The sequence below is a fragment of the Micromonospora sp. CA-263727 genome (assembly GCF_050942455.1).
Lineage (GTDB): Bacteria > Actinomycetota > Actinomycetes > Mycobacteriales > Micromonosporaceae > Micromonospora.
This window is the reverse complement of sequence record NZ_CP192031.1, coordinates 5,334,795-5,358,264: the sequence shown is the minus strand read 5'-3', so window position 1 is coordinate 5,358,264 and position 23,470 is coordinate 5,334,795. Positions and strand designations below refer to the sequence as shown.

The window sequence follows — 23,470 nt, the reverse complement described above, 5'->3', positions numbered from 1 at the left end:
GGACGGCAGCGGTTGTGGAAGGGAAGGAGACTGCAATGCTGAAAGATCCGCTGGGGAATCCCGGCGGTCCTGGTGAGCAGTGGTATCCGTTCGCCAGGGTATCGGAGATGCAGGCCAAGCTTCATCGTTGGGCGGCGGTCGATCGTGGTCGCCGGTTCGATGACCTGTTCAATCTCGTGTACGACCCGGCGACGCTGATCGTGGCGTTCGATCGGGTCGCGGGCAATCGGGGTGCCCGGTCTCCCGGCGTTGACGGCCTGACGGTCGCCGATGTGGAGGAGCAGATGGGCGCACCTGGGTTCCTGGACGACCTGCGTTCCCAGTTGAAGACTGGGACGTTCCGCCCATTACCGGTGCGGGAACGCGCCGTCGCCAAGCCGGGAGGGTCGGGGAAGGTCCGTCGCCTCGGGATACCGACGGTGGCGGATCGAGTGGTCCAGGCGGCCCTGAAGCTGGTGCTGGAGCCGATCTTCGAGGCCGACTTCGTGCCGGTCTCGTATGGTTTTCGGCCTCGGCGGCGGGCGCAGGACGCGATTGCTGAGATCCACCTGTTCGGTAGCAAGAGCTACCGGTGGGTGCTGGATGCCGACATCAAGGCGTGTTTCGACGAGATCGATCACACCGCCTTGATGGACCGGGTCCGGTCGAGGATCAAGGACAAGCGCGTACTGTCGCTGGTGAAGGCGTTCCTCAAGGCTGGTCTGCTGAGTGAGCTCGGCGACCTTGAGGAGACGGCCACCGGAACACCTCAGGGCGGGATCTTGTCACCGCTACTGGCGAACATCGCGTTGAGCGTGCTCGATGAGCATGTCCATGCGCCGTGGCAGCCGGGTGGAACGATGAGTACCGATGGCCGCCGCCGATATCGACGTCAAAGAGGGCTGCCGAACTGGCGGATCGTGCGTTATGCGGACGATTTCGCGGTACTGGTGAACGGTGTCAAGGCTGACGTCGAGGCTTTGCGCGAGAGCATCGCGAAGGTGCTGGCCACGATCGGGCTCCGCCTGTCGGTGGAGAAGACCCGCGTGGTCCACATGAGCGAAGGGTTCGATTTCCTCGGCTTCCACATCCAGTGGCGGCGCAAACGGGGGTCGTTGAAGTGGCACGTGTACACGTTCATCGGCGACCGGCCGATCCGGTCGCTGAAGAGCAAGGTCCGTGCCCTGACCCGCAGGACATCACAGCAGGATCCGGCAGCCGTGCTGATCCGCCTCGGGCAGATCCTGCGCGGCTGGTCCACGTACTTCCGGCACGCGGTCGCCAAGAACACCTTCCGGCAGCTGGCCCACTTCGTGTGGAACAGGGTCGTGCGGTGGTGGCGGACGCTTCACCGGTGGACGTGGACGCAGTTTCGGCGTCAGTTCACCACCGGGCAAGGACGGTGGAAACCCCTGGCGGCGGACGGGATCGCATTGTTCGACCTCGCCGCGGTCACGGTCACCCGTTACCGCTATCGAGGCGCAGCGATCCCTAACCCCTGGGTCCGGCGGACGCAACCAGCCTGACGCCAACGACCGTGGAGAGCCCGGTGCCTGGAGACAGGCACGCCGGGTTCGGAGAGCGGCCTGGGGAAACGGACGGGAGCAATCCCGGCACCGCGCCCCAGGCCGACTCACCAGTGCAGTCGGTTTTCGATGTGCCATTCCAGGCGGGCCCATTGCTGCAGTTCGGCGGGTTGGGCGTGGGCGGTGGGCAGTGACGCCACCAGGTAGACCGTCTCCCGTGTCCGCTTACCGGCGACCGTGCGGGAGCGGGTGATCCGGACGGCTTGCTGGGCGTGGGGGAAGCCGATGCCGCCGGGAGTGTGCAGGGTCAATGCCTTGACGGTTCGGGTCTCGCGGCGGCCGTGTCCGGTGTCGCGGTGTTGGTCCCCGACGGGCACCTGCGCCCACGGCAACTGTTTGAGCTGCGCGAACAGCGTTGGTTGGTTGGCTTTGACCGACACGTACAGGTGTCCGCCGGCGGCGGCGACGGCTCGGGCGTGGGCGACCTGTGTGTGCAACGCGTCAGCGACGATCACCACGCCCGCCAGGCTGCCCAGCCGGACCTTGACCTGTTCCAGCAGCGGAGCGAACGCGGGGATTTCGTTCGACTTCGCCGCGACCTGGACCTGCGCCAGGACCACACCGGTCGACGTGTCGTAGGCCGACAGCAGATGAACCCGCCCCTCGGGCAGGACCGCACCGTCGGGTAGCCCCGGCGCATTGCTGCGCCGGGGCCCCCTCAGAACCGGACGTGCGACTTTCACCGCATCCGGCTCAAGCAAGTCCCGTGGGCGGTCGCAGGGTGTAAGGCGCGGGGCCTGGTGCTGCGGGTGTGTCCGGTGGCAGTCGGCGTCGTCGTCGCTGTCGCCAGTAGTAGGTCAGGGCCGGGTCGTCCGGAGACGCGTCGGCGTTGACCATCTGGTGTCGGCGGATGGGCGTCCAGGACAAGCGGGTCAGGCAGGCGCCGGTGTCCCGGTCGCCGAAGAGCCATCGGTCTTGCCTGGTCGGGTGGAACCGCCCGAAGTAGCGGTTCACGATCCATCGGTAGGACTTCGTCTCGTGCCGGTGTCGGGCCCACTTGAGCATCGTCCAGACGAGCGTGGAGTCGATGTCGTTGAAGACCTTCTTGGACACGACCGTGCGGTAGTACGCGGCCCAGCCCCGCAGGACCGGGTTGAGTCTGCTGATCACGGCGATCGCGTTCGCGCCGTAGAGGTTGCGGACCTCGGTCCGCAGCCGGGCGCGGAACCGCTTGACGGCCGCTTTCGACGGTGTGATCAGCAGTTTCCCGGGATTGCGGTAGTGGCGGACGGTGAAGCCGAGGAAGTCGAACCCGTCGGACAAGTGCACGATGCGTGTCTTGTCCTCGTTGAACGCCAATCCTCGCGGCGCCAGCCACTGGACGAGGCGTTGCTTGACCTGTTCGGCCTGCTCCCGGGTGGAGCAGAGCGCGACCAGGTCGTCGGCGTATCTGACCACGACCGGGGTTCCGGGCACCGACCAGCCCCGATGCGACGGGGTGGTCTGCTGCCGGGCCCCGGCTGCTGTCTCGATCCCGTGCAGGGCAATGTTCATCAGCAGTGGGCTGATCACTCCGCCCTGCGGGGTGCCCTCCTCGGTCGGGGCGTACTGCCGGTTCTCGACCACACCCGCTTTGAGCCACCGGGCGACGGGTTCCCTGGCGGGGAATCCGTGCAGGTGGCCCAGGAGCCGGTCATGGTCGATCCGGTCGAACGCCGCTGTCAGGTCCGCGTCGAGGACCCATGCCCGCTTCGGGTTCTTGCCCTTGCAGACGGCGAAAATCGCCTCGATCGCGTCATGACACCCCCGGCCGGGCCGGAAGCCGTAGCTCCTCGACTCGAACCGTGCCTCCCATTCAGGCTCCAGCGCGTTCAGCACCACGGCTTGCGCCGCCCGGTCGGCGATCACGGGGATACCGAGCGGACGCCGTTTGCCGTTGGCCTTCGGGATGTAGATCCGGCGGACGGGCCGGGCCATCGGTCGACACCCGCGCTGCTGGACCCAGCGGGCGAGATCCACCCGCTCGGGACCGGTCAGCGCGGTCCGGCCGTCGACCCCTGCTGTCGCTCGCCCCTGGTTGACCTGCGCGACCCGGCGCGCACTGAGTAACGCGTTTGCCCGGGATCGCAGCATCAACCGTTGCAGACTACGTACCTTGCGGTGCGCTCTTGCCTGCGACGCCGTGAAGATCCGCTGGCGCAGCCGTCGTACTTCCTCCTCCGCCTGGGTCCAGTTCACCTGGTCCCAGTCGTCGGGAAAGCCCTGCGCTCCGTTCACCGCCGAAACAGCGGCGTCCAACGTCCCCGCAGGCGCTGACGTCATGCCCATCACCATCTCCACAGACTCACCTGACCCGCGTGGGCTCCCTCTCGGGCCGGGCACCACCGCACCAACGACACGGCGCTGCCCGTATCCGGTCGGTTCGGCACCACACGGCCAGGAGGCGGCCGCACCCTGTGATGCCCTTCCCGTCGCCTTTCGGCATCCCGGCCTTCGCTTCTCGGGCCATCCTGTTCCCGGCCAGGACTTCCGCCTTCCTCACGGTCGGCCTACCAGCCGTTGAAGCTGGACCTGGACGGGGTTTCCACGTTCCGCATGCATGAGACACGCACGGATAGGGCGCCCTCTGTACCCCGGGGACGATGGTGCTCACCCAGCAGCGCTACGTTCCACCGCCGGCATCCGCCGCTTCTCAACGGCCAGTCCCTGATCTCGGCCCGGTCCCACTTCCCTCCACCCGGACCTTCAAGATGACGAGGCATCAACCAAGGGTTCACTCACGTTCGCCCGCCCGTCCTTCTCCTCACCCGTAGCCCCCGGAAGGAACGAGGACCCTTCGGCTTGAACCCTGGGCTCCGCACCCCGCAGTCACCCGCGACGCACGCCAGGGAGGAGACCGGCCACCAAGCACGGACCGGGGATCACGTCACCACAACGGCACCTCCTCCACCGTGATCCACTCAACACATGCGACCTCGTGTCGCACACGCAGCACCTTGCCGTCCACGGCGATGACCCGCCGCTTTGGCGTAGGCGTTGGCAATCGGGAGCACAGCCAGTCGGCCAGGACCGCCGTCAACGTCTCGGCGTCGACGCGGACCAGCAGCCGCCACACCGTGGTCAAGACCGGCACCCGGCCCGGGAACCCGAGCCGGCCCCACGCCGACGCATCGAGATCGTCGACCCAGTCGCTGATCGCGGCGAACGTGGAAGCCCCGGCCATCACCGCGCACACCGCGACCGCGAGCAGGCTGGCTAGCGGGTAGCGGATCCCTCGCGGGTCACGCGGGTCAGGAACCTGTTCCAGGGCAGCCAGCAGGCCATACGACTCACCACCAGCGGGCATCGTTCCGGATGGGGCAGGGGCATGCTGACGGATCACGGCGATCAGCGATGATGACATGCGCGGGTGTGGTCCTTCTCGGTGTCATGTTGTCTCAGCAACTCCATGATCACCGACGGGCCGCACCCGCCCCGCGTCACCCTCCACACAGGTCGTCACACCGCTTACGACCAGGTCAGGGAAACCTCAATCGACTACGCAAAGGCCCTGGGCGTCGAGGTCGGCAGCTCATAGGGTGAAACGATCGGGCGCGAGCCGATATGGTCGCAAAAGTTGTCGGCGATCGAACTCCTTCACCGCAGACACGCCCGTGCTCATGGCAAACGGAAGCTGGCGCGCGATCCAGGACATCGAGCATGGCGACCTCGTCGTGGCAAAGGATCCGGCTACCGGCTTCGCGTCGCTGCAACCCGTCCTTGACGTGATTGTCGGGCAGGGCGCAAGGCGAATCATTGCCGTTGAGGTCGGCGCTGATAGTGCGCCATCGATTGAGATTCGCTCTACCGCCAGCCACCCCTTTTATGTGCAAGGCAGGGGTTGGACGGCGGCGAGTGACCTGGGCCCCGGAGTCGCCCTGCTCGCCATTGACAGCTCGTGGCGGGTTACCGGGGTCAACGACCACGGATACCTGCGAGACATGACGGTCTACAACCTCAACGTGGGGAACGTGCACACCTATTTAGTGGGCGGCCCTGCAGCAGCAATTGTTGTCCACAATGACAGTTGCCGAGACATCGCAGGCTGGACTTCACACGGCCGACAGCGTGCAAGGGAGCGGGGGATCAGCGAGGACATGGCGAGGAGTGCCGTCCGGAGCGGTCGACGGACGAACGGGAACTCGCCGGGCACGACCAAGTACACAGGTCGGAAAGTCTGGGTAGTGTTGAACAGGAAGTGTGAGGTTGTGTCTTGTGGATGGATCGGACGTAGGTAGGCATGCGTGAATAAGGACGAGCCTCGTGTTTGCCGGCTTCCGTTGGAGGTCAGTATTGACCCGGCCGCTGATGCGGCGTATTTCAAGTTCGTTGATATTCGGCCGGGAGGGGCTGTCCGACAGGTCCAGGTCGAAGGGATACCCAGTCCAGCTGAGATCAATCTAGATTTTGATGCGCGGGGCCATTTGCTCGGAATGGAGGTAATTGGTGTCTCGGTAGTTTTTCCCGATGAGGTGATCGATGGCATGACCTGACCGCTGTCAGGGGGCGTTGACGTCGTCAACATTCAGTGCGCTCTGCATGGTGGTGCGGCCGAGGTCGGGCGGACTGTCACGAGCGGTCCTGGTTCGATGGGCGGCAGTGCCGGGCGTGCATGGACTGCCAGTGGGTGGAGCACACCTACACCCACCAAGGGGCGGCTCACCACCCGGGTCCGGGTTGTGCTCAGGAGTGGAAAGTGGTCACTGCATTCCCGTACTGATTGATCGGCGAGAGGGGTGCGTAGGCACCTCTCTCGCCGCCCCGGGTGTCCCGACTGCGATCGCCAGCAGAACTCCGGGTCGCAGGCTTAGCCGGAATTCCGGTCAGTCTCCTATGAAGTAAAGGTGGTGGTCCGCGATGTGCGCCAGGCACCTTCTTGCGAGCGCGCCGATGATGACGACCTGATGCTTTTCAGGATCGGTTTGTGCACAACCTTCAAGGATGGGAAGCTCTGCTATGAGTTTCTGGACATCGGGGCCTTTGATGATGATGTTGGCGTAGGGGTCGATTTTGTCGAGCGTTGGTGTCCGGCCGGACTTGTAGCATTTGTTCAGCAGGCCCGCGAACAAGTCGTCTGCGTCAACCACGGTATCGATTGTGGTTGTCGGGACGCGTCCTTTGCGTGGCGTTGCCCCCTGGTGGCGCAGCTCAACATTAACTCCCATGCTGCGATGGTAGGCGAAACTGTCGGACGTCGGATCGCAACTGGATCATGGGACGGACGTCAGTTGGCGAACGCTGCGTCCAGGCGGGGTAGACGGGTAATGGCGCTTCCTTAGTCGATCATGGCTGGTAGAGGCTTGACTCGGTGGATGGTGATCGTGTGGGTTACCCGCCGTGTCGCGGGTCGATCGCCTCGGGTGGGGTTGCGGTTGGTGCGTCGTTTGGTGGCTCGGGGGCTGGATCGTCCGGGCCGGTCGTGGACGCGTCGCATCTGGTGAGGGGGAAAAAGTCCGCTGGATCCGGGGCGCGGACCGGCGGGCGGCGTTGCGGGCGCGCGGAAAGCTGATGCGGTCGGGGTCTATCCGGTAGTGGCGGGCGGCGTCGCTGACCAGGTGGGCCAGGGCCTGGTAGAGGCAGAATAGGGCCCACATCTCCTGCCGTGCCCCGGCCGGGCTGTGCGAGCGCAGCAGCACATCGGCCCCGCCGTGTACGTCGGTCTTGACCACGTCCAGCAGGGTTTCCCCGCGCCAGCGTTCGTGGTAGAGCGCTGGGATCTGTTCGATCGGCCACGCCTCGGGGTCGAGCAGGGTAGTGGCCAGGCAGAACAGTTCGCTGTGGTGCTCGCCGTGCTCGTCGCGGGTGGTCACGGTGTACTCGATGACCCGCACGGTGATCGGATCACCATCTTTCTTGCGCGGCGGTTTCAGCATCCCCGGCCCGAACGAGTCCAACACCCCCTGGGCGAGGACCGTCTCGGCAGCGCGGTAGCCGTCGAAGGCCGCCCCCAGCAGCGCCTTGCTGCCACATTCGGCGTGTACCAGCAGCCGCACCTGCGGCAACGCCCCGAGTCCGCCATCGTTGGACGGCCCGTCGAAAGCGGCCCGGTTCTCGTCACTGTCCGGCACGTCCATGGTGGACCCGTCGATGACGCTCAGCCGCAGCCCGCGCCAGAAACACCCCGGCACCTCGGGGCCACCGGTCGGGTCAGCCACCCGGGCGAACATCAGCCGCAGCGGATCGGGGCCCAGCCGGGCCCGGGCCCTGGTGATCGACCCCGACCAGGCCACATCCGCCTCGTCCGGCCCATCCCCCTCGGCCCCCGGCCACGCCAAACCGTCGATGAGTTGCCGCAGCACCTCCTCGTAGCCGTGCTCGCGCCACAACCACATCGCCAGCACGAGACAGTCGGTCAGCCGGGTCGGCAGCGACCGCTTACGCCGCTCCCGCGCCTTGGCCTCATCAATCACCGCGTCCTTCTCCGATGCTTTGGAAGAGCATGAGGTTGACGTTTCCGATCGATCTGGCGCGGCATTCCCCATTTGCGGTTGACTAGGTGTATATTGGGCAATGTGAATGGTGCTGCGAAGACCGGAAGAAGAAGAGCGTCGGCGCGCTCGAAGCGGATCCGGTCCTCACCTCGGGATACCATCGGGAAAGTCCTTCCGCACGCGGGTCAAGTTCGCGGGCGTAGGATTAGCCTGTTCTACGGGCGGGTCAGATGACAACCTCGGAGTTCCTTGCTCGCGAAGTTCGACTTGCGCTAACCTCGGTAGGGCATGACGTAAGCATTGATTTGCGGAAGTTGGCGGGAGAGAAGAATTTAACGGACATCTGGCTTGAGTTGGTCGAGGATGTTGAGGCGCCTGAGGTCTTGATCTCCCATGCCGATGGAAATCCGTACTGCCGCATTGTCGCTGGCGAGTACGCTTTTGAGGCGGTCACGACCTCGCGAGTTCCGGAGTTTGTGCGAAAACTGCTTACCGGCGACGTATCTCTAGTGGTCGAGCGGGCCTTGCTGCGGAAAAGGCTGGTGCTGACCGTGGAGGTGGCTGGTGATGATTATTCATCGAACGTGCCGCTGACTGGCGATCCGCTCGACGGTTGGGAGGAGCAGGCCCTTCAGCGGGGTAAGCGGCCTGAATCCTGAATCCACGGCGTACCCTCCGTAACACCTGGATCCAGTTCGGGAGTGCCCAGTTCGGCAACTGGAGGGGTACGCGTGGCTACTGACAAGTACGAGGAACTGGACATCCCTCCGCAGTTCCAGACCTTTGCGCACCGCCACCATCTGGAGTACCGGCAGACGCCGCCCGGGATCACGCTCTACCTCGGCCTGGCCGCGGCCTTCCTGGGGCTGCTGTTCAGCACGGCGCCGAAGGTCTCCGAGGACCGGATGACCGGTTACCTGATGCTGGGCGGTGGCGCCGTGCTCCTCATCGCCTCGCGGGTGCTGCACGTACGCAAGCGGCGGCGGGAAGAGGAGTTGTACCACCAGTATCTGGAGTGGAAGAAGCAGCAGGAGGAGCAGCAGCCGGAGGCAGGGGGGTAACCGGCCCGGTCGACTGCCCGTTGTGGCGGAGGGCCGGTGCTCCGTAGGCTCGTCGGCAACGGCGGCCTCGGGGACCGGCCCGTCGCGACCACCGCCCTGGGGAAAGGACGCCGGTGCTGTACTGGCTGTTGAAGTACGTGTTCCTCGGCCCGCTGTTGCGGCTCGTTTTCCGGCCGCAGGTGGAGGGGCTGCACCACGTACCGGCCACCGGCCCGGTGATCCTCGCCAGCAACCATCTCTCCTTCTCGGACTCGATCTTCACCCCGCTGATCGTGCCGCGGCGGGTCACCTTCGTGGCCAAGGCGGAGTACTTCACCGGCAAGGGGATCAAGGGCTGGCTGACGAAGATGTTCTTCACCGGCACGGGCACCATCCCGGTGGACCGCTCCGGCGGGAAGGCCGCCCGCGCCGCGCTGGACACCCAGCTCGCGGTGCTGCGTGACGGTGGCATCGCCGGCATCTACCCGGAGGGCACCCGTTCGCCGGACGGGCGGCTCTACCGGGGCAAGACCGGCGTGGCCCGGCTCGCGCTGGAGAGCGGCGCGCCGGTGGTGCCGGCGGCGATGCTCAACCTCGACGAGATCCAGCCACCGGGCAAGATCATCCCGAAGGTCGAGCGGGTCCGGATCAGCTTCGGCCCGCCGCTGGATTTTTCCCGGTACGCCGGGCGGGCCGGCGACCGGTTCGTCGAGCGCGCGATCACCGACGAGATCATGTACGAGCTGATGGAACTCTCCGGACGCGAGTACGTCGACGTCTACGCGCAGAAGCTCAAGACCCAACCTGCCCCGGTGCCCGCCTGACCGGGCCGGGTCAGGAGGCCAGGGTCCGGGTGGTGTCGGCGGCGGACGGGTGGGCCAGGGCGAGCAGGCCCGGCGCGCCGTTGCGGTGGGCGAAGGCGCGTAGCTCGGTCAGCGGCGCGGCGGCCGTCGCCCGATCGCCGGCCGACGTCAGTTCCCGGACCGCGAAGGTCAGCGCCAGCATCCGGTCGGTGACGTCGGGGATTCCGGCGTAGATCTCGGCGGCGGCCAGATGCAGTTCGGCGGCGTGCCGGTGGTCGCCCTCGGCGCCGGCCAGCGCACCGGTCACGGTCCGCAACGCCGCCTCGGACCAGGGTGTGCGATGGCCGACCTGGTCCAGCATGGCGCGTACCCGGGCCGCCGGCTTGCGCCCGGCGAGGGTGGCCGCCCAACTGGCCGCGGCGATCCATTCGCCACTGGCCAGGGCCGGCACCGTCGTCCACGCCTCGGCCAACTCGTCGACCAGGGCGGCGGCCTCGTCGGTGCGCCCCTGCACCGCCCGGCACAGGGCGCCCATCGCCAGCATCGTCCAGTGCAGCCGGTGGAAGCCGCTGCGCCGGGCGGTGTCCAACGCGGCGGCCACGTCGTCGCGCGGCGGCGGGGCCGCCACCGCGCCGAGTGGGGTGGGGCCGGCGTCGGCGGCCCCGGCCGGCGGGTCGGCGGTGGCGGCTGCGGCGGCCGGCGGGGTGCCCGCATCCGGCGTGGCGGCTGGACCGGCGGGCGGCACCGGCTGGCCGCGCAGCACCAGCAGGCCGGAGCGCAGGCCACGGACCTGCATGTCCCAGCTGCCGGTCGGGGTGTCCACGAACGCCTCGGCGGCGGCGAGCAGCCGGGCGAAGTCTCCCTCGAACCAGGCCCGCATCGCCTCGCCGGAGTAGCTGGTGGTCAGCGTCTGCCCGCTCGCGGTGCGGGCCGGGGCCGCCGAGAGCAGCGCGTCGGAGCGTAGCCAGTCGCCCTCCTCGCGTACCGCGTAGGCGAGGTTCTGGGTGGCCCTCGGCAGCGCGAGCAGTTGCCCGGCCCGGCTGAACTCGACGATGGCGTACAGCTCGTCCAGGCCGGACCGGTCACCGGCCTGGTAGCGGGCGGTGGCCGCGGTGATCCGGGCGTTGGTGCGGGTCTCGGTGAGGCCGAGCCGCTCGCCGATCTCCGCCGCCGTGTCGGCCGCGGTCACCGCCGGGTCCCGCTCGTAGTTGAGCATGTGCAGCCGGCCCAGCTCGGCGAAGGCGTCCGCCTTCTGGGGGCTGTCCGGCAGCGGCTCGAACAGCCGTACCGCCCGGTCCAGGCAGGCCAGCGCGGCCTGCCGGTCGGCCCGCAGCCAGGCGGCCTGACCGAGCAGCGTCCAGGCGCGTGCCGCGCACGCCTCGTCGCCGTACGCCAGCAGCCGGTCGGCCAGCGCCTGCACCTGCTCCGGGCCGCCGCCGGAGAGGAAGGCGTTGCCGTCCCGGTAGAAGGAGATCTCCGTGCTGAGCAGCTCCAGTTGCAGCCGACCCAACGGGTCGGAGTCGTCGGCCAGCCCGAGCGCCCGACCCGCGTGGCTGGCGGCGGCGTCCAGCCCGTGCAGCGCGTACGCCCGGCGGGCCGCCCGGTGCAGCGCGGCCCGTGCCGGACCGGCGTAGCGGCGGGTCTCCATGCCCAGCGAGCGAGCGATCTCGTGGGCCGCCCAGCGGTGGTGCGCCAGCACCTCGGCCAGGTCGGTGTCCCGGCTCTGCGAGAGCGTGTCCAGCCAGTCGGCGGTGCGTTCGTGCCGGGCCACCCGCTCGGTACGCGGCAGCCGCTGGTAGCAGACGTCGCGCACCAGCACGTGCCGGAAGCGGTACTCCGGCTGACCGGCCATGGTGGAGGCGGCCTGCTCGTGGACGAAGTCCCGTTGCTCCAGCCGGCGCAGCGCCCGCTCGACCGACTCGACCGGCTGCCCGACCGCGGCGGCCACCGCGCCGGGCCAGAACTGCACCCCGACCACCGCCGCGGCCAGCAGCACCGCCCGGTCCTTCGCGTCGAGCAGGTCGACCCGGTTGGCGATGACCGCGTGCACGCTCTCCGGCATCGGCAGGTCCAGGTGCTTCTCCAGCGACCAGCCCCGCCCGGACTGGCGCAGCGCACCCTGCTCGATCAGCATCCGGACGTACTCGTGGGCGTAGAGCGGGTTACCGCCGGCCACCTCGACCAGCGGGGTCAGCAGGTCGGCGGAGAACGCGGCCTGGCCGAACATGTGCGCGTACAGCGCGGCGATGCCGGTGTCCCGCAGCGGCGGCAGGGTGATCGTCACCGAGCCGGTGATGGTCCCCGCCCAACTCGGATCCCGGTCCACCAGCTCGGGGCGCGCGGTGCAGAGCAGCAGCAGGGGCACGTCCCGGGCCGCCGCGCCGAGCAGCTCCACGAAGCGCAGCATCGCGTCGTCGGCCCAGTGCAGATCCTCGAAGACCAGCACGGTGGGGCGGCGGGCGGCCAGCGCCAGCAGGAACCGCCGCCACGCCGACTCCGCCTCCTCGGCCGGCAGCGGCGTGCCGGGCAGGCCGACCAGGGGCCGCAGCGCGTCGGCCACCCGGCCGCGCTCGCCGGGGCCGACCAGCTCGCCGACGGCCGCGGCGAGGCGCTGCGCGGCGGTGGCGGCCGGGTCGGTGTCGAGGATGCCCGCCTCGGCCTTGACGATGTCGGCCAGCGCGGCGAAGGTGACGTTCTCGCCGAACGGCGGGCACCGCCCGGTGCGCCAGGTCAGCGGCTCGTCCACCAGCCGGCCGGTGTGTTTGTGCAGCTCGCGGACGAGTCGGCTCTTGCCGATGCCGGCCCGGCCGAAGACGGTGACCACCTGTGGCCGGCGGTCGCGCAGGCTGCGGTGTAGGGCGTTGACCAGCATGCCCAGCTCGTGCTCGCGGTCGATCAGCGGGGTGGTGTCCGGCTCCCGGTCGGTGGGTTGCTGGCGGACCGCGGCCAGGGCCAGCCACACCTCGGTCGGCGCGGACCGGCCGCGCAGGGTGACCGGGGGCTGCTCGTCGTAGCGGATGGCGTCCCGGGTCAGCGCGTGCGTGGTGCCGTCGACCAGCACCCCGCCGGGCGGCGCCACGGACTGCAACCGGGAGGCGGTGTTGACCACGTCACCGGCGACGATCGCCTGCCCGCCGTCGCGGGCGGCGGCCACGTCGACCAGCGCCTCGCCGGTGGCCACGCCGACCCGGAAGCGCAGCCCGTCGGTGCCGGTGGGGGTGAACCGGGTGAGCACCCGTTGCAGCTCCAGCCCGGCCCGCACGCAGCGCAGCGCGTCGGTCTCGGTGGCCACCGGCGCGCCGAAGAGCGCCATCACCGCGTCGCCGATGTACTTCTCGACCACCCCGCCGTACTGGCCGACCACCCGCCGGGCGGCCGAGAAGAAGCCGGTCTGCATGCCGCGGACCAGCTCCGGGTCGGCCCGCTCGACGTACGGGGTGAAATCGATCAGGTCGACGAAGAGCACGCTGACCCGGCGGCGATCCTCCTGGGGATTGATGACCGTCGGGCGGTCGATGCCGGCCCGGGGCGCGCCGCAGGAGGTGCAGAAGGCCACGTCCGGGGCGAGCGGGCGCAGGCAGTGTGGACAGACGGCACCCAGCTCCGCCCCACAGCCACCGCAGAAGCGGTCGCCGTCGGCGGCGGTGCGTCCACACCGGTCACACTGCGCGGCGATGACACCCTCCACTGGCGAGCCCCCGACGCCCGGGAGCGCAGGGTCAGTATCCCTGCCCGGCGCACTGTCGGGTACCGGGCTGTTGGCTTGCGGACACTCCACCGGGCAGCTCAGCGGGTTCCGAACGGCTAGATTCAGGCAGCCGATCGTCAACTCGCTGATCAGGGGGACAGCCTCATGGTGTACGTCATGCTTCGTAGCGAATGGACCGACAGCAACGGGGTCACTCACTCCGCCGGGGACTCGGTGGACGTCGACGCCGCCACGCTCGCCCTGCTCCAGGCGCAGGGCATCGTCGGCGAGGTGCCGGGCAAGGGCAAGGACGGCACGGACTGGGCCGGGCCGGGTGGCACGGACTGGGCCGGGCCGGGCAGCACCAAGCCCTGACCTGGGCGTACGCGGGCGGGGCCGGGGACGATCGTCCCCGGCCCCGCCCGTCGGCGTCTGCGCGTTCGTATCCGGTATGCGCTGATACCCGGTGCGCGCTGATACCCGGTGTGCGCTTGTGCCCCGTGTGCGCCGATACCCGGTGGGTCAGCGTTCGTTCATGCCCGCGCGGCGGCGCAGCGCGGGGACGTCGGTGACCACGATCCGCCGGCCCTCGGTACGCAGCCAACCCCGGTTGGCGAACGACCCGATCGCCTGGTTGACGCTCTGCCGGGAGCCGCCGGCCATCTCCGCGAGCTGGCTCTGGTTCAGCTCGATGGTGATCATCGGAGCCTGGCTCTCGCCGGCGAGTCGGACCAGCGTCTTGGCGACCCGGCCGGGCAGGTCGAGGAAGACGTGGTCGGCGTTCTGCTCGGTCAGCCGGCGGATGAGCGCGCCGAGGGAGCGCATCACCGCGTCGAGGATGCGCGCGTTCGAGTGCACCAGCTCCATGAACGCGGGGCGAGACAACGCCAGCGCCGCAGTGTCCTCGATCGCCTCGGCGGAGGTCGACCGGGTCGAGGCGTCCAGCAGCGAGACCTCGCCGAGCACGTCCGGCGGGCGCATCACGGTCAGGATGGCCCGCTCGCCGGTCGGTGCGGTGCGGAACACCGCCACCGCGCCGCGGCGCAGGATGATCAGCGACTCACCGGGATCGTTCTCCACGAAGAGCAGCTGACCCTTGCGATACGTCCGAGGTACCGCGGCGGCGACCACCCGCTGACGTACCTCGGGCTCCAGCCCGGCGAACATGTCGACACCCGTGAGCGCGTCGCCCGGCTCCGGCAGGCGCATCTCCACGGCCCCACCCCTCCCCGGTCAAGGACCCCAACCCGCTCACCGGGTGAGCCTGACGGCCCCTGACAAGGTGATCTGACACCTGTACGGCGTCCGGCAGCGATACACATCAGATCATGACGGTCCGGTCGCGTGCTGTACACCCCTCAAATCACTTCCGTGACCGCTTCGAGCTGGGGATGTCGCCTTGTCGAGATTGATGGAAGCGCTCCCGGGCCGGTTTGCCCTGCCCGGCCCGCCCGTCGGCCCGACCGACCCGCCCCGCTCGCCGGCCTCCGGTGGGCGTCGGCGAGGATGGCGGGGATGCCCTACCGCTACTTCTACGACTGCGAGTTCATCGAGGACGGCCGGACCGTCGAGCTGGTCTCGATCGGCGTTGTCGACGAGTACGGCCGTGAGTTCTACGCGGTCTCCACCGAGTTCGACGCGTCCCGGGCGGTGCCCTGGGTCCGTCGTAACGTGCTGGACAAGCTGCCCTCCCCGGCCGACCGGGCCTGGCGGTCCCGGGAGCGGATCCGCGACGAGCTGTTCGACTTCCTCGTCGAGCCGATCCAGGATCGTCCCGGCGAGGAACTGGAGCTCTGGGCCTGGTACGCCGCGTACGACCATCTGGCGCTGGCGCAGCTGTGGGGCGCGATGCCGGCCCTGCCCCGGGAGATCCCCCGGTTCACCAAGGAGCTGCGGCAGTTGTGGGACGACCGGGGACGACCGAGGTTGCCGAGCGCCGACGCGGCCCGGCACGACGCCCTGGTCGACGCCCGGCACAACCTGGCCCGGTGGCAGGCGATGACCGGTTCGTAGCTGTCTCCCGCGGCACCCCGCGATGTCGGGTGTCACCCCGCGGCGACTACAGTCGGCAAGTGACGGCCCGCCCCGGGCCGGCAACGGTGCCGTGGGTCTGACCTGACACCTATCCTGGGGCTTGATCGGGCTTGACCAGATGCTCCCCAGGAGGATGAGCAGATCATGCGTATCGGCGTGCTCACCGGCGGCGGCGACTGCCCGGGTCTCAACGCGGTCATCCGGGCGGTGGTCCGCAAGGGTGTCGCCAGCTACGGCCATGAATTCGTGGGTTTCCGGGACGGCTGGAAGGGCCCGCTGGAGGGGCTCTCCCGCCCGCTGGGTATCGCGGACGTCCGGGGGATCCTGCCGCGGGGCGGCACGATCCTCGGCTCGTCCCGCACCAATCCCTTCAAGATCGAGAACGGCGTCGAGCGGATCAAGGACAACCTGGCCGCGCAGGGCGTCGACGCGCTCATCGCCATCGGCGGCGAGGACACCCTCGGCGTCGCCACCAAGCTGCACGAGCTGGGCGTCAACGTCATCGGCGTGCCGAAGACCATCGACAACGACCTCGGCGCCACCGACTACACCTTCGGCTTCGACACCGCGGTCAACATCGCGATGGAGGCGATCGACCGGCTGCACACCACCGCCGAGAGCCACCACCGCACCCTGGTCGTCGAGGTGATGGGCCGGCACGCCGGCTGGATCGCCCTGCACGCCGGCCTGGCCGGTGGCGCGAACGTGATCCTGCTGCCGGAGCGGCAGTTCGACGTCGAGCAGGTCGCCGGCTACGTCGAGAAGCGCTTCCAGCACCAGTACGCGCCGATCGTCGTGGTCGCCGAGGGCGCCCACCCGCTCGAGGGGCAGATGGTGCTGCACAACCAGGAGCTGGACGCCTTCGGTCACGTCCGCCTCGGCGGCATCGGCCAGTGGCTGGCCGAGCAGCTGGAGGCCCGGACCGGCAAGGAGGCCCGCACGGTGGTGCTCGGGCACATCCAGCGTGGCGGCACCCCGACCGCGTTCGACCGGGTGCTCGCGACCCGGCTCGGCCTGCACGCGATCGACGCCGCGAACGAGGGCGACTGGGGCAAGATGGTCGCCATGCAGAGCACGGACATCGTCCGCGTTCCGCTCGCCGAGGCCACCCGCGAGCTGAAGACCGTTCCGCTGGAGCGGTACGCCGAGGCCGAGGTCTTCTTCGGCAGCTGACGGCGAGGCGCGCCGGTGGGCTGGAGCCCACCGGCGCGTGCAAGCCGGCCGATCGGCCGGCCGGGGAGAGGGGCGGAGATGCCAGCCGGGGTGCACACGGTCGCGGTGATCGGCGCGGGCAAGATCGGCGAGCTGATGCTCTCCGGGCTGCTGCGCTCGGGTTGGCCGGTGGACCGGCTGCTGGCCACCGCCCGCCGGCCGGCGCGCGCCGAGGAACTGGCCGCCCGCTACGGCGTACGGGTGGTGGACAATCTCACCGCGGTCGCCGAGGCCGAGGTGCTGGCCATCTCCGTCAAACCGCAGGACGCCGCCGCGCTGCTGGAGGAGATCGGGCCCAAGGTGCCCGCCGACAAGCTGGTCATCTCGCTCTGCGCCGGGCTGCCAAGCAGCTTCTTCAGCCGCCGGTTGCCGGAGGGCACGCCGGTGGTGCGGGTCATGACCAACACGCCGGCCCTGGTGGACCAGGCGATGACCGCCATCTCCGCCGGGGCGTACGCCACCGGCGCCCACCTGGCGCTGGCCGAGGAGATGTTCAAGCCGCTGGGCGCGACGATCCGGGTGCCCGAGACCCAGCAGGACGCGGTGACCGCGCTCTCCGGTTCCGGCCCGGCCTACTTCTACCTGCTGGTGGAGGCGATGACCGACGCCGGCATCCTGCTCGGCCTGCCCCGGCAGGTGGCACACGACCTGATCGTGCAGACCGCGATCGGTTCGGCGGTGATGCTGCGTGACTCCGGCGAGCACCCGGTGAAGCTGCGCGAGGCGGTCACCTCGCCCGCCGGCACCACCATCTCCGCCATCCGCGAGCTGGAGAACCACGGCGTACGCGCGGCGCTGCTGGCCGCGCTGGAGGCGGCCCGGGACCGGGCCCGCGAGCTGGCCGCCCAGGCCGAGTGAGCCTGCCGGCGGACTCGACCCGGCTGGTCGACGTGTGCGTCACCGTCGCCGGCTCGTTCCGCCGACCGTCGTGCCGCATACTGGCGCGGTGTTCACTCTCGCCCAGGCCCGGCACCTGGTGGCCACCCTGCACCCCCGCGTCAACGAGCTGATCCGGGTCCGGGCCGACCTGACCGAGCTACAGGCCGACCTGGCCACCCACGGGGTCAGCGCGCTCGGCGGCCGGCCAGAGGTCAAGGGCCTGGAGGCCCGGCTCCACGCGGTCGTCGACGAACTTCAGCAGCACGGCATCGAGGTCAAGAGCGTGGCGCCGGTGCTGCTCGACTTCCCCGGCGAACGCGACGGCCGGCCGGTGCTCTGGTGCTGGCTGGAAGGGGACAGCGACGTGCGCTGGTACCACCGCGCCGACTGCGGCTTCGCCGGCCGCCGCCCCATCTGACCGCGCTGGACCGATCGGCGGTTTCAGGAGGCGTTCGTGGTGAACGCCGGGGCGCGATCGGCATGATCGATCTGCGGGAGACGGGAGTTCGTTGATGTTCGCCGTGGCGCTGACCGACGACGCGCAACTGCGTCCGCTGAACCCCTGGCATGCCGAGGAGTTCCTGGCCAACCTGGACCGGGCGCGGGAGCACATCTCACCCTGGGTGTCGCCGTCCTTCGTGGCGACCGACCTCGACCGGGCACGGCACGTGCTCCAGCGCTACGCCGACCGGTGGGCCCGCGACGACGGCGGCATCTGGGGCATCTGGCACGACGGCACGCTGGTCGGCGGGGTGCTGCTGGTATCGCTCAACGCGGCGACCGGGGTCTGCGAGGCGGGCTGCTGGCTGGAGCCGGCGGCCGAGGGGCGTGGCCTGGTGACCCGGGCAGTGGAGCAGCTCATCGACTGGGCGCTGATCGAGCGCGGCCTGCACCGGGTCGAGTGGCGGACCAACGCCGGCAACGTACGCAGCATCGCGGTGGCCCGTCGACTCGGCATGCGCCGCGACGGCGTACTCCGTGAGGTGCTCCCCACCCCGTCCGGCCGCACCGACCTGGAGGTCTGGTCGATCCTGGCCCCCGAGTGGCACGCCCACCGCCCCCACCACCCCTGACACCCCATCGTCGTGCCCCTGACGCCGCGTCCGATCATGCCCCGGACGCCCCGTCGATCATGCAGTTGTGGTGCCCCGCAAAAGGTTCACATGAGCCAAATCGGCCACCATAACTCCATGATCGGCGAGTGGGTGGGGCGCGTGGGGTGTGGGTGGGGTGGGGTGGGGTGGGTGGTTGGTTAGGGGAGGAGTTTTTCGAGGGTGGCGCGGAGGGCGGGGTCGTCGGGGGTGACGGTGGGGGCGAAGCGGGCGGTGACGGCGCCGTCGGGGGCGACCAGGAACTTCTCGAAGTTCCAGCGGACGTCGCCGGTGTGGCCCTCGGCGTCGGGAGTGTCCACCAGGGACGCGTAGAGCGGGTGCCGGTCGGGGCCGTTGACGTCGACCTTCTCCGTCAGCGGGAAGGCCACCCCGTAGTTGACCTGGCAGAACTCGCTGATCTCCGCAGCGCTGCCCGGCTCCTGGCCGGCGAACTGGTTGCACGGCACGCCGAGCACCGTCAGGCCGCGGTCGGCGTACTCGTCCTGTAGGGCCTGGAGCGCGGCGTACTGCGGGGTGAGTCCGCAGCGGGACGCGACGTTGACCACCAGCAGGGCGCGTCCGCGGTACTGCGCGAGATCGGCCGGACCGCCGGTGAGCGCGCCGATGGGGATGTCGAAGACGGTCATGCCGCGAGGCTACCCGCCCGCCCTGCGGCCCGGCGTGCGCCGGGCCGAGTTACCCTACCGGTCAGTAATCGGCCGTTGACCGGCGTGGACGTGATCCGGGACGGTTTCGCCCCGTCACGGAAATCGAAACATGCGCATCTTGACGAAGTGGTTGCGTGTGAGTAGCGTCTCCTCATCATTTTGGAAAGTTTCCTAACTGTTTGGAGACGCCACATGAAGAGATCGCTCCGCCGGGCCCTCTGGGTCGGCGCCGTGGTCGCGGTGACCGTCGCCACGGTCCCGATGACCTCGGCGCTCGGCGCCGGAAGCGTGACCACCTCGTTCACCCGGGTGTCCGACTGGGGGACCGGTCACGAGACGAGGGTCACCATCACCAACGGTTCGGACGCCAGCGTGAGCACCTGGCGCATCGAGTTCGACCTGCCCTCGGGCACCAGCATCAGCAGCTTCTGGGACGCCGACGTGACCCGCACCGGCAACCGCGTCGTGGCGGTCAAGAAGAGCTGGGCCGGCGCGCTGGCGCCGGGCGCCTCCTTCAGTTGGGGCTACAACGGCACCGGCGGGTACGTGGCCCCGCAGAACTGCACCATCAACGGCGCGTCCTGTGGGGGCGGCACCCCGCCGCCGACCACCACCCCGCCGACCACCACGCCTCCCACGACCACGCCGCCGACCACGCCCCCGCCGACCACCCCGCCGCCCACCACCCCACCGGGCGCGCAGAAGGTCGTCGGCTACTTCGTCCAGTGGGGCGTCTACCAGCGGAACTACCACGTTCGCAACATCCACACCAGCGGCTCGGCGGCGAAGCTGACCCACATCCTGTACGCCTTCGGCAACACCACGGGCGGCCGGTGCACCATCGGTGACAGCTACGCCGACTACGAGAAGGCGTACACCGCGGCGGAGAGCGTCGACGGCGTCGCCGACACCTGGGACCAGCCGCTGCGCGGCAACTTCAACCAGTTGCGCAAGCTCAAGCGGATGTACCCGCACCTCAAGGTGATCTACTCGATTGGTGGCTGGACCTGGTCCGGCGGCTTCACCCAGGCCGCGCAGAACCCGACCGCCTTCGCCGAGAGCTGCTACAACATGGTCAAGGACCCGCGCTGGGCGGACGTCTTCGACGGCATCGACATCGACTGGGAGTACCCGAACGCCTGTGGCCTCACCTGTGACGCGAGCGGCCCGAACGCGTTCAAGAACGTGATCAGCGCGCTGCGGACCCGGTTCGGCTCGTCGGCGCTGGTCACCGCCGCGATCACCGCCGACGGCAGCAACGGTGGCAAGATCGACGTGACCGACTACGCCGGTGCGGCGGCGAACCTCAACTGGATCATGCCGATGACGTACGACTACTTCGGCGCCTTCGCACCGCAGGGCCCCACCGCCCCGCACTCGCCCCTGACCTCGTACACCGGCATCCCGCAGCAGGGATTCTGGTCGGACGCGGCCATCCAGAAGCTCAAGAGCAAGGGCATCCCGGCCAACAAGCTGCTGCTCGGCATCGGCTTCTACGGCCGGGGCTGGACCGGGGTGACCCAGACCACGGCGGGCGGCACCGCCACCGGGCCCGCTCCGGGCACCTACGAGCAGGGCATCGAGGACTACAAGGTGCTCAAGAACACCTGCCCGGCCACCGGAACGGTCGGCGGCACGGCGTACGCCAAGTGCGGTAGCAACTGGTGGAGCTACGACACCCCGTCGACCATCGGCGGCAAGATGACGTACGCGAAGAACCAGGGCCTGGGTGGCGCCTTCTTCTGGGAGCTCTCCGGTGACACCACCAACGGTGAGCTGATCAGCGCCATCAAGGGCGGTCTCGGCTGAGCCGACGGCCGACGCACCACCCACACGACGGGGAGGGGCCCGCACCGGCCCCTCCCCGTCCGGGTGTAAGGAAGGGCCCCCTTTTAACGCCTCGGGTAGAGCACGGGCCCCCTATTAACAAGCCTGCCTCCGCTGCAAACCGGCTCCCGACGGACAGCCGGTCCGTGCAAGCTCGGAGCTGCCGTGTTAATAGGGGGCCCTTCCTCTACCGGAGGCGTTAAAAGGGGGCCCTTCCTTACATCGGGGGTGGGTGTGACAGACTCGCCGGTCGAACGTGGTCCACCGTCGGGAGGTAGCGATGCGGGTGAACCACCGGCGATCGGTCGCCACCGCCGCCGTACTGCTCGCCGCCGTGCTGTCCGGCTGCGGGGTGTTCGGCGAGGAGAACGAGGCGGAGCAGCCCGGCCGGGCGCCGGCCGAGGAGGCCATGGCGAGTTCCCGCGAGCGGGTGCAGGCGTACCTCGACGCGATGGCGGCCAAGGACGTGGCGGCCGGGCGCAACCAGCTCTGTAGCGTGCTGCACGAAGCGTTCGACGAGGCCGCCACCGGGCCGAACGGGAACTTCGCCGACCATTTCGACGTGCCGCGGGCCGAGATCACCGACATCCGGCCGGGGCCGGCCGGGCAGGAGGTCAGCACCTCGATCTCGGTGACCGCCGGCAGCCGCAAGCTCACCCGGAAGCTGCTGTTCACGGTCACCCGGGACGGACTGGACTGGTGTATCTCGGACGAACGGCCCGGCGGGAACACTCCCGCCCCCGATCCGACGCCCTGACCTGCGTCGTCGTCCGCCGTCGTCCATCTGCCGGAACCCGGCCCCTCGCTGGCCGGTCGCCCGGCCGGTCGCCGTACGCTTCATGTCATGCGCCATGAGTGGCATCAGTTGAGCCATCCGGCGGTGGGCAGCCGGGTGCTGCAGACCAGCCGCCCGACCGTCGACTCCGCCGAGGACGAGGCCCTCGGCCTGGACCGCTGGCGGGAGCTGCCGCGCGCCCAGACCCCGCCCTGGCCGGACCAGGCACAGGTGGCCGAGGTCTGCAAGGTGCTCGACACGGTGCCGTCGGTGGTCGCCCCGTACGAGGTCGACCAGTTGCGCCAGCGCCTCGCGCTGGTCTGCGAGGGCAAGGCGTTCCTGCTCCAGGGCGGCGACTGCGCGGAGACCTTCGCCGACAACACCGAGAGCCACCTGCTGGCCAACGCCCGCACGCTGCTGCAGATGGCGATCGTGCTCACCTACGGCGCGTCGCTGCCGGTGATCAAGGTGGCCCGGGTGGCGGGGCAGTACACCAAACCCCGGTCGCTGCCGACCGACGCCCGCGGCCTGCCCGCCTACCGCGGGGACATGATCAACTCGCTGGAGGCCGTCCCGGAGGCCCGGGTCGCCGACCCGCAGCGCATGATCCGGGCGTACGCGAACTCGGCCGCCGCGATGAACATGCTCCGCGCCTACCTCGCCGGCGGGCTGGCCGACCTGCACGCCGTGCACGACTGGAACAAGGGCTTCGTGCGCAACTCCCCGGCCGGCGAGCGGTACGAGGCCATCGCCCGGGAGATCGACCGGGCCCTCGCGTTCATCCGGGCCTGCGGCATGACCGACGACGACGCGCTGCGTACGGTCACCCTCTACTGCTCGCACGAGGCCCTGGCCCTGGAGTACGACCGGGCGCTGACCCGGGTCTCCGGCGGCCGGCCGTACGGGCTCTCCGGGCACTTCCTGTGGATCGGCGAGCGGACCCGGCAGATCGACGGGGCGCACATCGACTTCATCTCCCGGATCGCCAACCCGATCGGGGTCAAGCTCGGGCCGACCACCACGCCGGACGAGGCGATCGAGCTGTGCGAGAAGCTGAACCCGGACAATGTCCCCGGCCGGCTCACCCTGATCAGCCGGATGGGTAACCACAAGGTCCGCGACGCGCTGCCGCCGATCGTGGCCAAGGTGACCGCCGCCGGGGCGAAGGTGGTCTGGCAGTGCGACCCGATGCACGGCAACACCCACGAATCGTCGAACGGCTACAAGACGCGCCACTTCGATCGGATCGTCGACGAGGTGCTGGGCTACTTCGAGGTGCACCGCGGCCTGGAGACGCACCCGGGCGGCCTGCACGTCGAGCTGACCGGCGAGGACGTCACCGAGTGTCTCGGCGGCGCCCAGGGCATCGCGGACCTCGACCTGCCCGACCGGTACGAGACCGCCTGCGACCCGCGGCTGAACACCCAGCAGTCGCTGGAGCTGGCTTTCCTCGTCGCGGAGATGCTCCGTGGCTGACG

At 69.5% G+C, this 23,470-nt stretch carries 23 protein-coding genes; 15 read left to right on the top strand and 8 right to left on the bottom strand.

Features of this window, described 5'->3' with window-relative positions; translation table 11 throughout:
• Positions 1-35: 35 nt before the first annotated feature.
• Positions 36-1,505 (top strand): group II intron reverse transcriptase/maturase, encoded by a 1,470-nt coding sequence (ltrA, locus tag ACQPYA_RS23370; protein WP_433529235.1) that lies wholly within the window; start codon positions 36-38, stop codon positions 1,503-1,505.
• Between the two features lie 107 nt (positions 1,506-1,612).
• Here ltrA (ACQPYA_RS23370) and ACQPYA_RS23365 read toward each other — a convergent pair whose 3' ends face one another.
• From ACQPYA_RS23365 to ACQPYA_RS23355, 3 genes are all read right to left on the bottom strand, one after another.
• A complete protein-coding gene (locus ACQPYA_RS23365) occupies positions 1,613-2,266 on the bottom strand; it encodes an ISAs1 family transposase (RefSeq protein ID WP_433529234.1) in 654 nt (217 codons plus the stop codon).
• Positions 2,259-3,827: a group II intron reverse transcriptase/maturase gene (gene ltrA, locus ACQPYA_RS23360; RefSeq protein ID WP_433529233.1), complete on the bottom strand. Its 1,569-nt coding sequence runs from the start codon at positions 3,825-3,827 to the stop codon at positions 2,259-2,261. Before ltrA (ACQPYA_RS23360) ends, ACQPYA_RS23365 begins: the two co-directional genes overlap by 8 nt.
• Positions 3,828-4,431: 604 nt before the next feature.
• A complete protein-coding gene (locus ACQPYA_RS23355) occupies positions 4,432-4,851 on the bottom strand; it encodes a transposase family protein (RefSeq protein WP_433529232.1) in 420 nt (139 codons plus the stop codon).
• 313 nt (positions 4,852-5,164) lie between these two features.
• Between ACQPYA_RS23355 and ACQPYA_RS23350 the strand changes: the two genes are divergently transcribed.
• Entirely contained in the window at positions 5,165-5,782 is a 618-nt protein-coding gene (locus ACQPYA_RS23350) for a polymorphic toxin-type HINT domain-containing protein (RefSeq protein WP_433529231.1), read from the top strand.
• A 6-nt stretch (positions 5,783-5,788) separates the two neighbouring features.
• Positions 5,789-6,037, top strand: coding sequence for a DUF2283 domain-containing protein (locus ACQPYA_RS23345; RefSeq protein WP_433529230.1), 249 nt, complete (start codon positions 5,789-5,791; stop codon positions 6,035-6,037).
• A gap of 330 nt (positions 6,038-6,367) precedes the next feature.
• Here the strand turns inward: ACQPYA_RS23345 and ACQPYA_RS23340 are convergent, their stop codons facing one another.
• Positions 6,368-6,631, bottom strand: coding sequence for a hypothetical protein (locus ACQPYA_RS23340; RefSeq protein WP_433529229.1), 264 nt, complete (start codon positions 6,629-6,631; stop codon positions 6,368-6,370).
• Between the two features lie 123 nt (positions 6,632-6,754).
• Positions 6,755-7,954 carry a transposase domain-containing protein gene (locus ACQPYA_RS23335; protein WP_433529228.1) on the bottom strand — a complete coding sequence of 400 codons (1,200 nt, stop codon included), beginning with the start codon at positions 7,952-7,954 and terminating at the stop codon, positions 6,755-6,757.
• Positions 7,955-8,205: 251 nt separating this feature from the next.
• On the opposite strand from ACQPYA_RS23335, the gene ACQPYA_RS23330 reads away from it, so the two are divergent.
• The 3 genes from ACQPYA_RS23330 to ACQPYA_RS23320 all read left to right on the top strand — a co-directional run bounded on the left by ACQPYA_RS23330 (position 8,206) and on the right by ACQPYA_RS23320 (position 9,839).
• Positions 8,206-8,634, top strand: a complete 429-nt coding sequence (locus ACQPYA_RS23330) for a hypothetical protein (RefSeq protein WP_433529227.1) — start codon at positions 8,206-8,208, stop codon at positions 8,632-8,634.
• Between the two features lie 72 nt (positions 8,635-8,706).
• The gene (locus ACQPYA_RS23325) at positions 8,707-9,036 is read left to right on the top strand and encodes a hypothetical protein (protein ID WP_433529226.1); all 330 of its coding nucleotides are present in this window, start codon (positions 8,707-8,709) and stop codon (positions 9,034-9,036) included.
• 113 nt (positions 9,037-9,149) lie between these two features.
• On the top strand, positions 9,150-9,839 hold the full coding sequence (locus ACQPYA_RS23320) for a lysophospholipid acyltransferase family protein (protein ID WP_433529225.1): 690 nt from the start codon (positions 9,150-9,152) through the stop codon (positions 9,837-9,839).
• A 10-nt stretch (positions 9,840-9,849) separates the two neighbouring features.
• On the opposite strand, the gene ACQPYA_RS23315 is transcribed toward ACQPYA_RS23320, so the two are convergent.
• Complete coding sequence (locus tag ACQPYA_RS23315; protein WP_433529224.1) at positions 9,850-13,506, bottom strand: ATP-binding protein; 3,657 nt, start codon at positions 13,504-13,506, stop codon at positions 9,850-9,852.
• A gap of 177 nt (positions 13,507-13,683) precedes the next feature.
• Between ACQPYA_RS23315 and ACQPYA_RS23310 the strand changes: the two genes are divergently transcribed.
• Positions 13,684-13,881, top strand: coding sequence for a hypothetical protein (locus ACQPYA_RS23310; RefSeq protein WP_433529223.1), 198 nt, complete (start codon positions 13,684-13,686; stop codon positions 13,879-13,881).
• A gap of 147 nt (positions 13,882-14,028) precedes the next feature.
• Here ACQPYA_RS23310 and ACQPYA_RS23305 read toward each other — a convergent pair whose 3' ends face one another.
• Positions 14,029-14,721 carry a Crp/Fnr family transcriptional regulator gene (locus tag ACQPYA_RS23305; protein ID WP_093401197.1) on the bottom strand — a complete coding sequence of 231 codons (693 nt, stop codon included), beginning with the start codon at positions 14,719-14,721 and terminating at the stop codon, positions 14,029-14,031.
• Between the two features lie 300 nt (positions 14,722-15,021).
• On the opposite strand from ACQPYA_RS23305, the gene ACQPYA_RS23300 reads away from it, so the two are divergent.
• The 5 genes from ACQPYA_RS23300 (at position 15,022) to ACQPYA_RS23280 (ending at position 18,704) form a co-directional block, all read left to right on the top strand.
• The gene (locus ACQPYA_RS23300; protein ID WP_433529222.1) at positions 15,022-15,519 is read left to right on the top strand and encodes a polyadenylate-specific 3'-exoribonuclease AS; all 498 of its coding nucleotides are present in this window, start codon (positions 15,022-15,024) and stop codon (positions 15,517-15,519) included.
• 165 nt (positions 15,520-15,684) lie between these two features.
• Positions 15,685-16,713, top strand: coding sequence for a 6-phosphofructokinase (locus ACQPYA_RS23295; RefSeq protein ID WP_433529221.1), 1,029 nt, complete (start codon positions 15,685-15,687; stop codon positions 16,711-16,713).
• 78 nt (positions 16,714-16,791) lie between these two features.
• Positions 16,792-17,610 (top strand): pyrroline-5-carboxylate reductase, encoded by an 819-nt coding sequence (gene proC / locus ACQPYA_RS23290; RefSeq protein ID WP_433529220.1) that lies wholly within the window; start codon positions 16,792-16,794, stop codon positions 17,608-17,610.
• Positions 17,611-17,698: 88 nt separating this feature from the next.
• Positions 17,699-18,049: a DUF2203 domain-containing protein gene (locus ACQPYA_RS23285; protein WP_433529219.1), complete on the top strand. Its 351-nt coding sequence runs from the start codon at positions 17,699-17,701 to the stop codon at positions 18,047-18,049.
• A 94-nt stretch (positions 18,050-18,143) separates the two neighbouring features.
• Positions 18,144-18,704: a GNAT family N-acetyltransferase gene (locus ACQPYA_RS23280; RefSeq protein WP_433529218.1), complete on the top strand. Its 561-nt coding sequence runs from the start codon at positions 18,144-18,146 to the stop codon at positions 18,702-18,704.
• 179 nt (positions 18,705-18,883) lie between these two features.
• On the opposite strand, the gene ACQPYA_RS23275 is transcribed toward ACQPYA_RS23280, so the two are convergent.
• Positions 18,884-19,369: a glutathione peroxidase gene (locus ACQPYA_RS23275; protein ID WP_433529217.1), complete on the bottom strand. Its 486-nt coding sequence runs from the start codon at positions 19,367-19,369 to the stop codon at positions 18,884-18,886.
• 213 nt (positions 19,370-19,582) lie between these two features.
• Here ACQPYA_RS23275 and ACQPYA_RS23270 point away from each other — a divergent pair, with 213 nt between their 5' ends.
• The 3 genes from ACQPYA_RS23270 to ACQPYA_RS23260 all read left to right on the top strand — a co-directional run bounded on the left by ACQPYA_RS23270 (position 19,583) and on the right by ACQPYA_RS23260 (position 23,468).
• A complete protein-coding gene (locus ACQPYA_RS23270) occupies positions 19,583-21,199 on the top strand; it encodes a glycosyl hydrolase family 18 protein (RefSeq protein WP_433529216.1) in 1,617 nt (538 codons plus the stop codon).
• A 298-nt stretch (positions 21,200-21,497) separates the two neighbouring features.
• A complete protein-coding gene (locus ACQPYA_RS23265) occupies positions 21,498-21,974 on the top strand; it encodes a hypothetical protein (RefSeq protein WP_433529215.1) in 477 nt (158 codons plus the stop codon).
• A gap of 87 nt (positions 21,975-22,061) precedes the next feature.
• A complete protein-coding gene (locus ACQPYA_RS23260; protein WP_433529214.1) occupies positions 22,062-23,468 on the top strand; it encodes a class II 3-deoxy-7-phosphoheptulonate synthase in 1,407 nt (468 codons plus the stop codon).
• Positions 23,469-23,470: the final 2 nt, after the last annotated feature.

Bases quoted from the DNA above. Each gene is read 5' to 3' on its own strand.
- ltrA (WP_433529235.1), top strand. From the start codon at position 36: ATGCTGAAAGATCCGCTGGGGAATCCCGGCGGTCCTGGTGAGCAGTGG.
- ltrA (WP_433529233.1), bottom strand. From the start codon at position 3,827: ATGACGTCAGCGCCTGCGGGGACGTTGGACGCCGCTGTTTCGGCGGTG.
- ACQPYA_RS23355 (WP_433529232.1), bottom strand. From the start codon at position 4,851: ATGCCCGCTGGTGGTGAGTCGTATGGCCTGCTGGCTGCCCTGGAACAG.
- ACQPYA_RS23350 (WP_433529231.1), top strand. From the start codon at position 5,165: ATGGCAAACGGAAGCTGGCGCGCGATCCAGGACATCGAGCATGGCGAC.
- ACQPYA_RS23330 (WP_433529227.1), top strand. From the start codon at position 8,206: ATGACAACCTCGGAGTTCCTTGCTCGCGAAGTTCGACTTGCGCTAACC.
- ACQPYA_RS23310 (WP_433529223.1), top strand. From the start codon at position 13,684: ATGCTTCGTAGCGAATGGACCGACAGCAACGGGGTCACTCACTCCGCC.
- ACQPYA_RS23300 (WP_433529222.1), top strand. From the start codon at position 15,022: ATGCCCTACCGCTACTTCTACGACTGCGAGTTCATCGAGGACGGCCGG.
- ACQPYA_RS23295 (WP_433529221.1), top strand. From the start codon at position 15,685: ATGCGTATCGGCGTGCTCACCGGCGGCGGCGACTGCCCGGGTCTCAAC.
- proC (WP_433529220.1), top strand. From the start codon at position 16,792: ATGCCAGCCGGGGTGCACACGGTCGCGGTGATCGGCGCGGGCAAGATC.
- ACQPYA_RS23280 (WP_433529218.1), top strand. From the start codon at position 18,144: ATGTTCGCCGTGGCGCTGACCGACGACGCGCAACTGCGTCCGCTGAAC.
- ACQPYA_RS23275 (WP_433529217.1), bottom strand. From the start codon at position 19,369: ATGACCGTCTTCGACATCCCCATCGGCGCGCTCACCGGCGGTCCGGCC.
- ACQPYA_RS23270 (WP_433529216.1), top strand. From the start codon at position 19,583: ATGAAGAGATCGCTCCGCCGGGCCCTCTGGGTCGGCGCCGTGGTCGCG.
- ACQPYA_RS23265 (WP_433529215.1), top strand. From the start codon at position 21,498: ATGCGGGTGAACCACCGGCGATCGGTCGCCACCGCCGCCGTACTGCTC.
- ACQPYA_RS23260 (WP_433529214.1), top strand. From the start codon at position 22,062: ATGCGCCATGAGTGGCATCAGTTGAGCCATCCGGCGGTGGGCAGCCGG.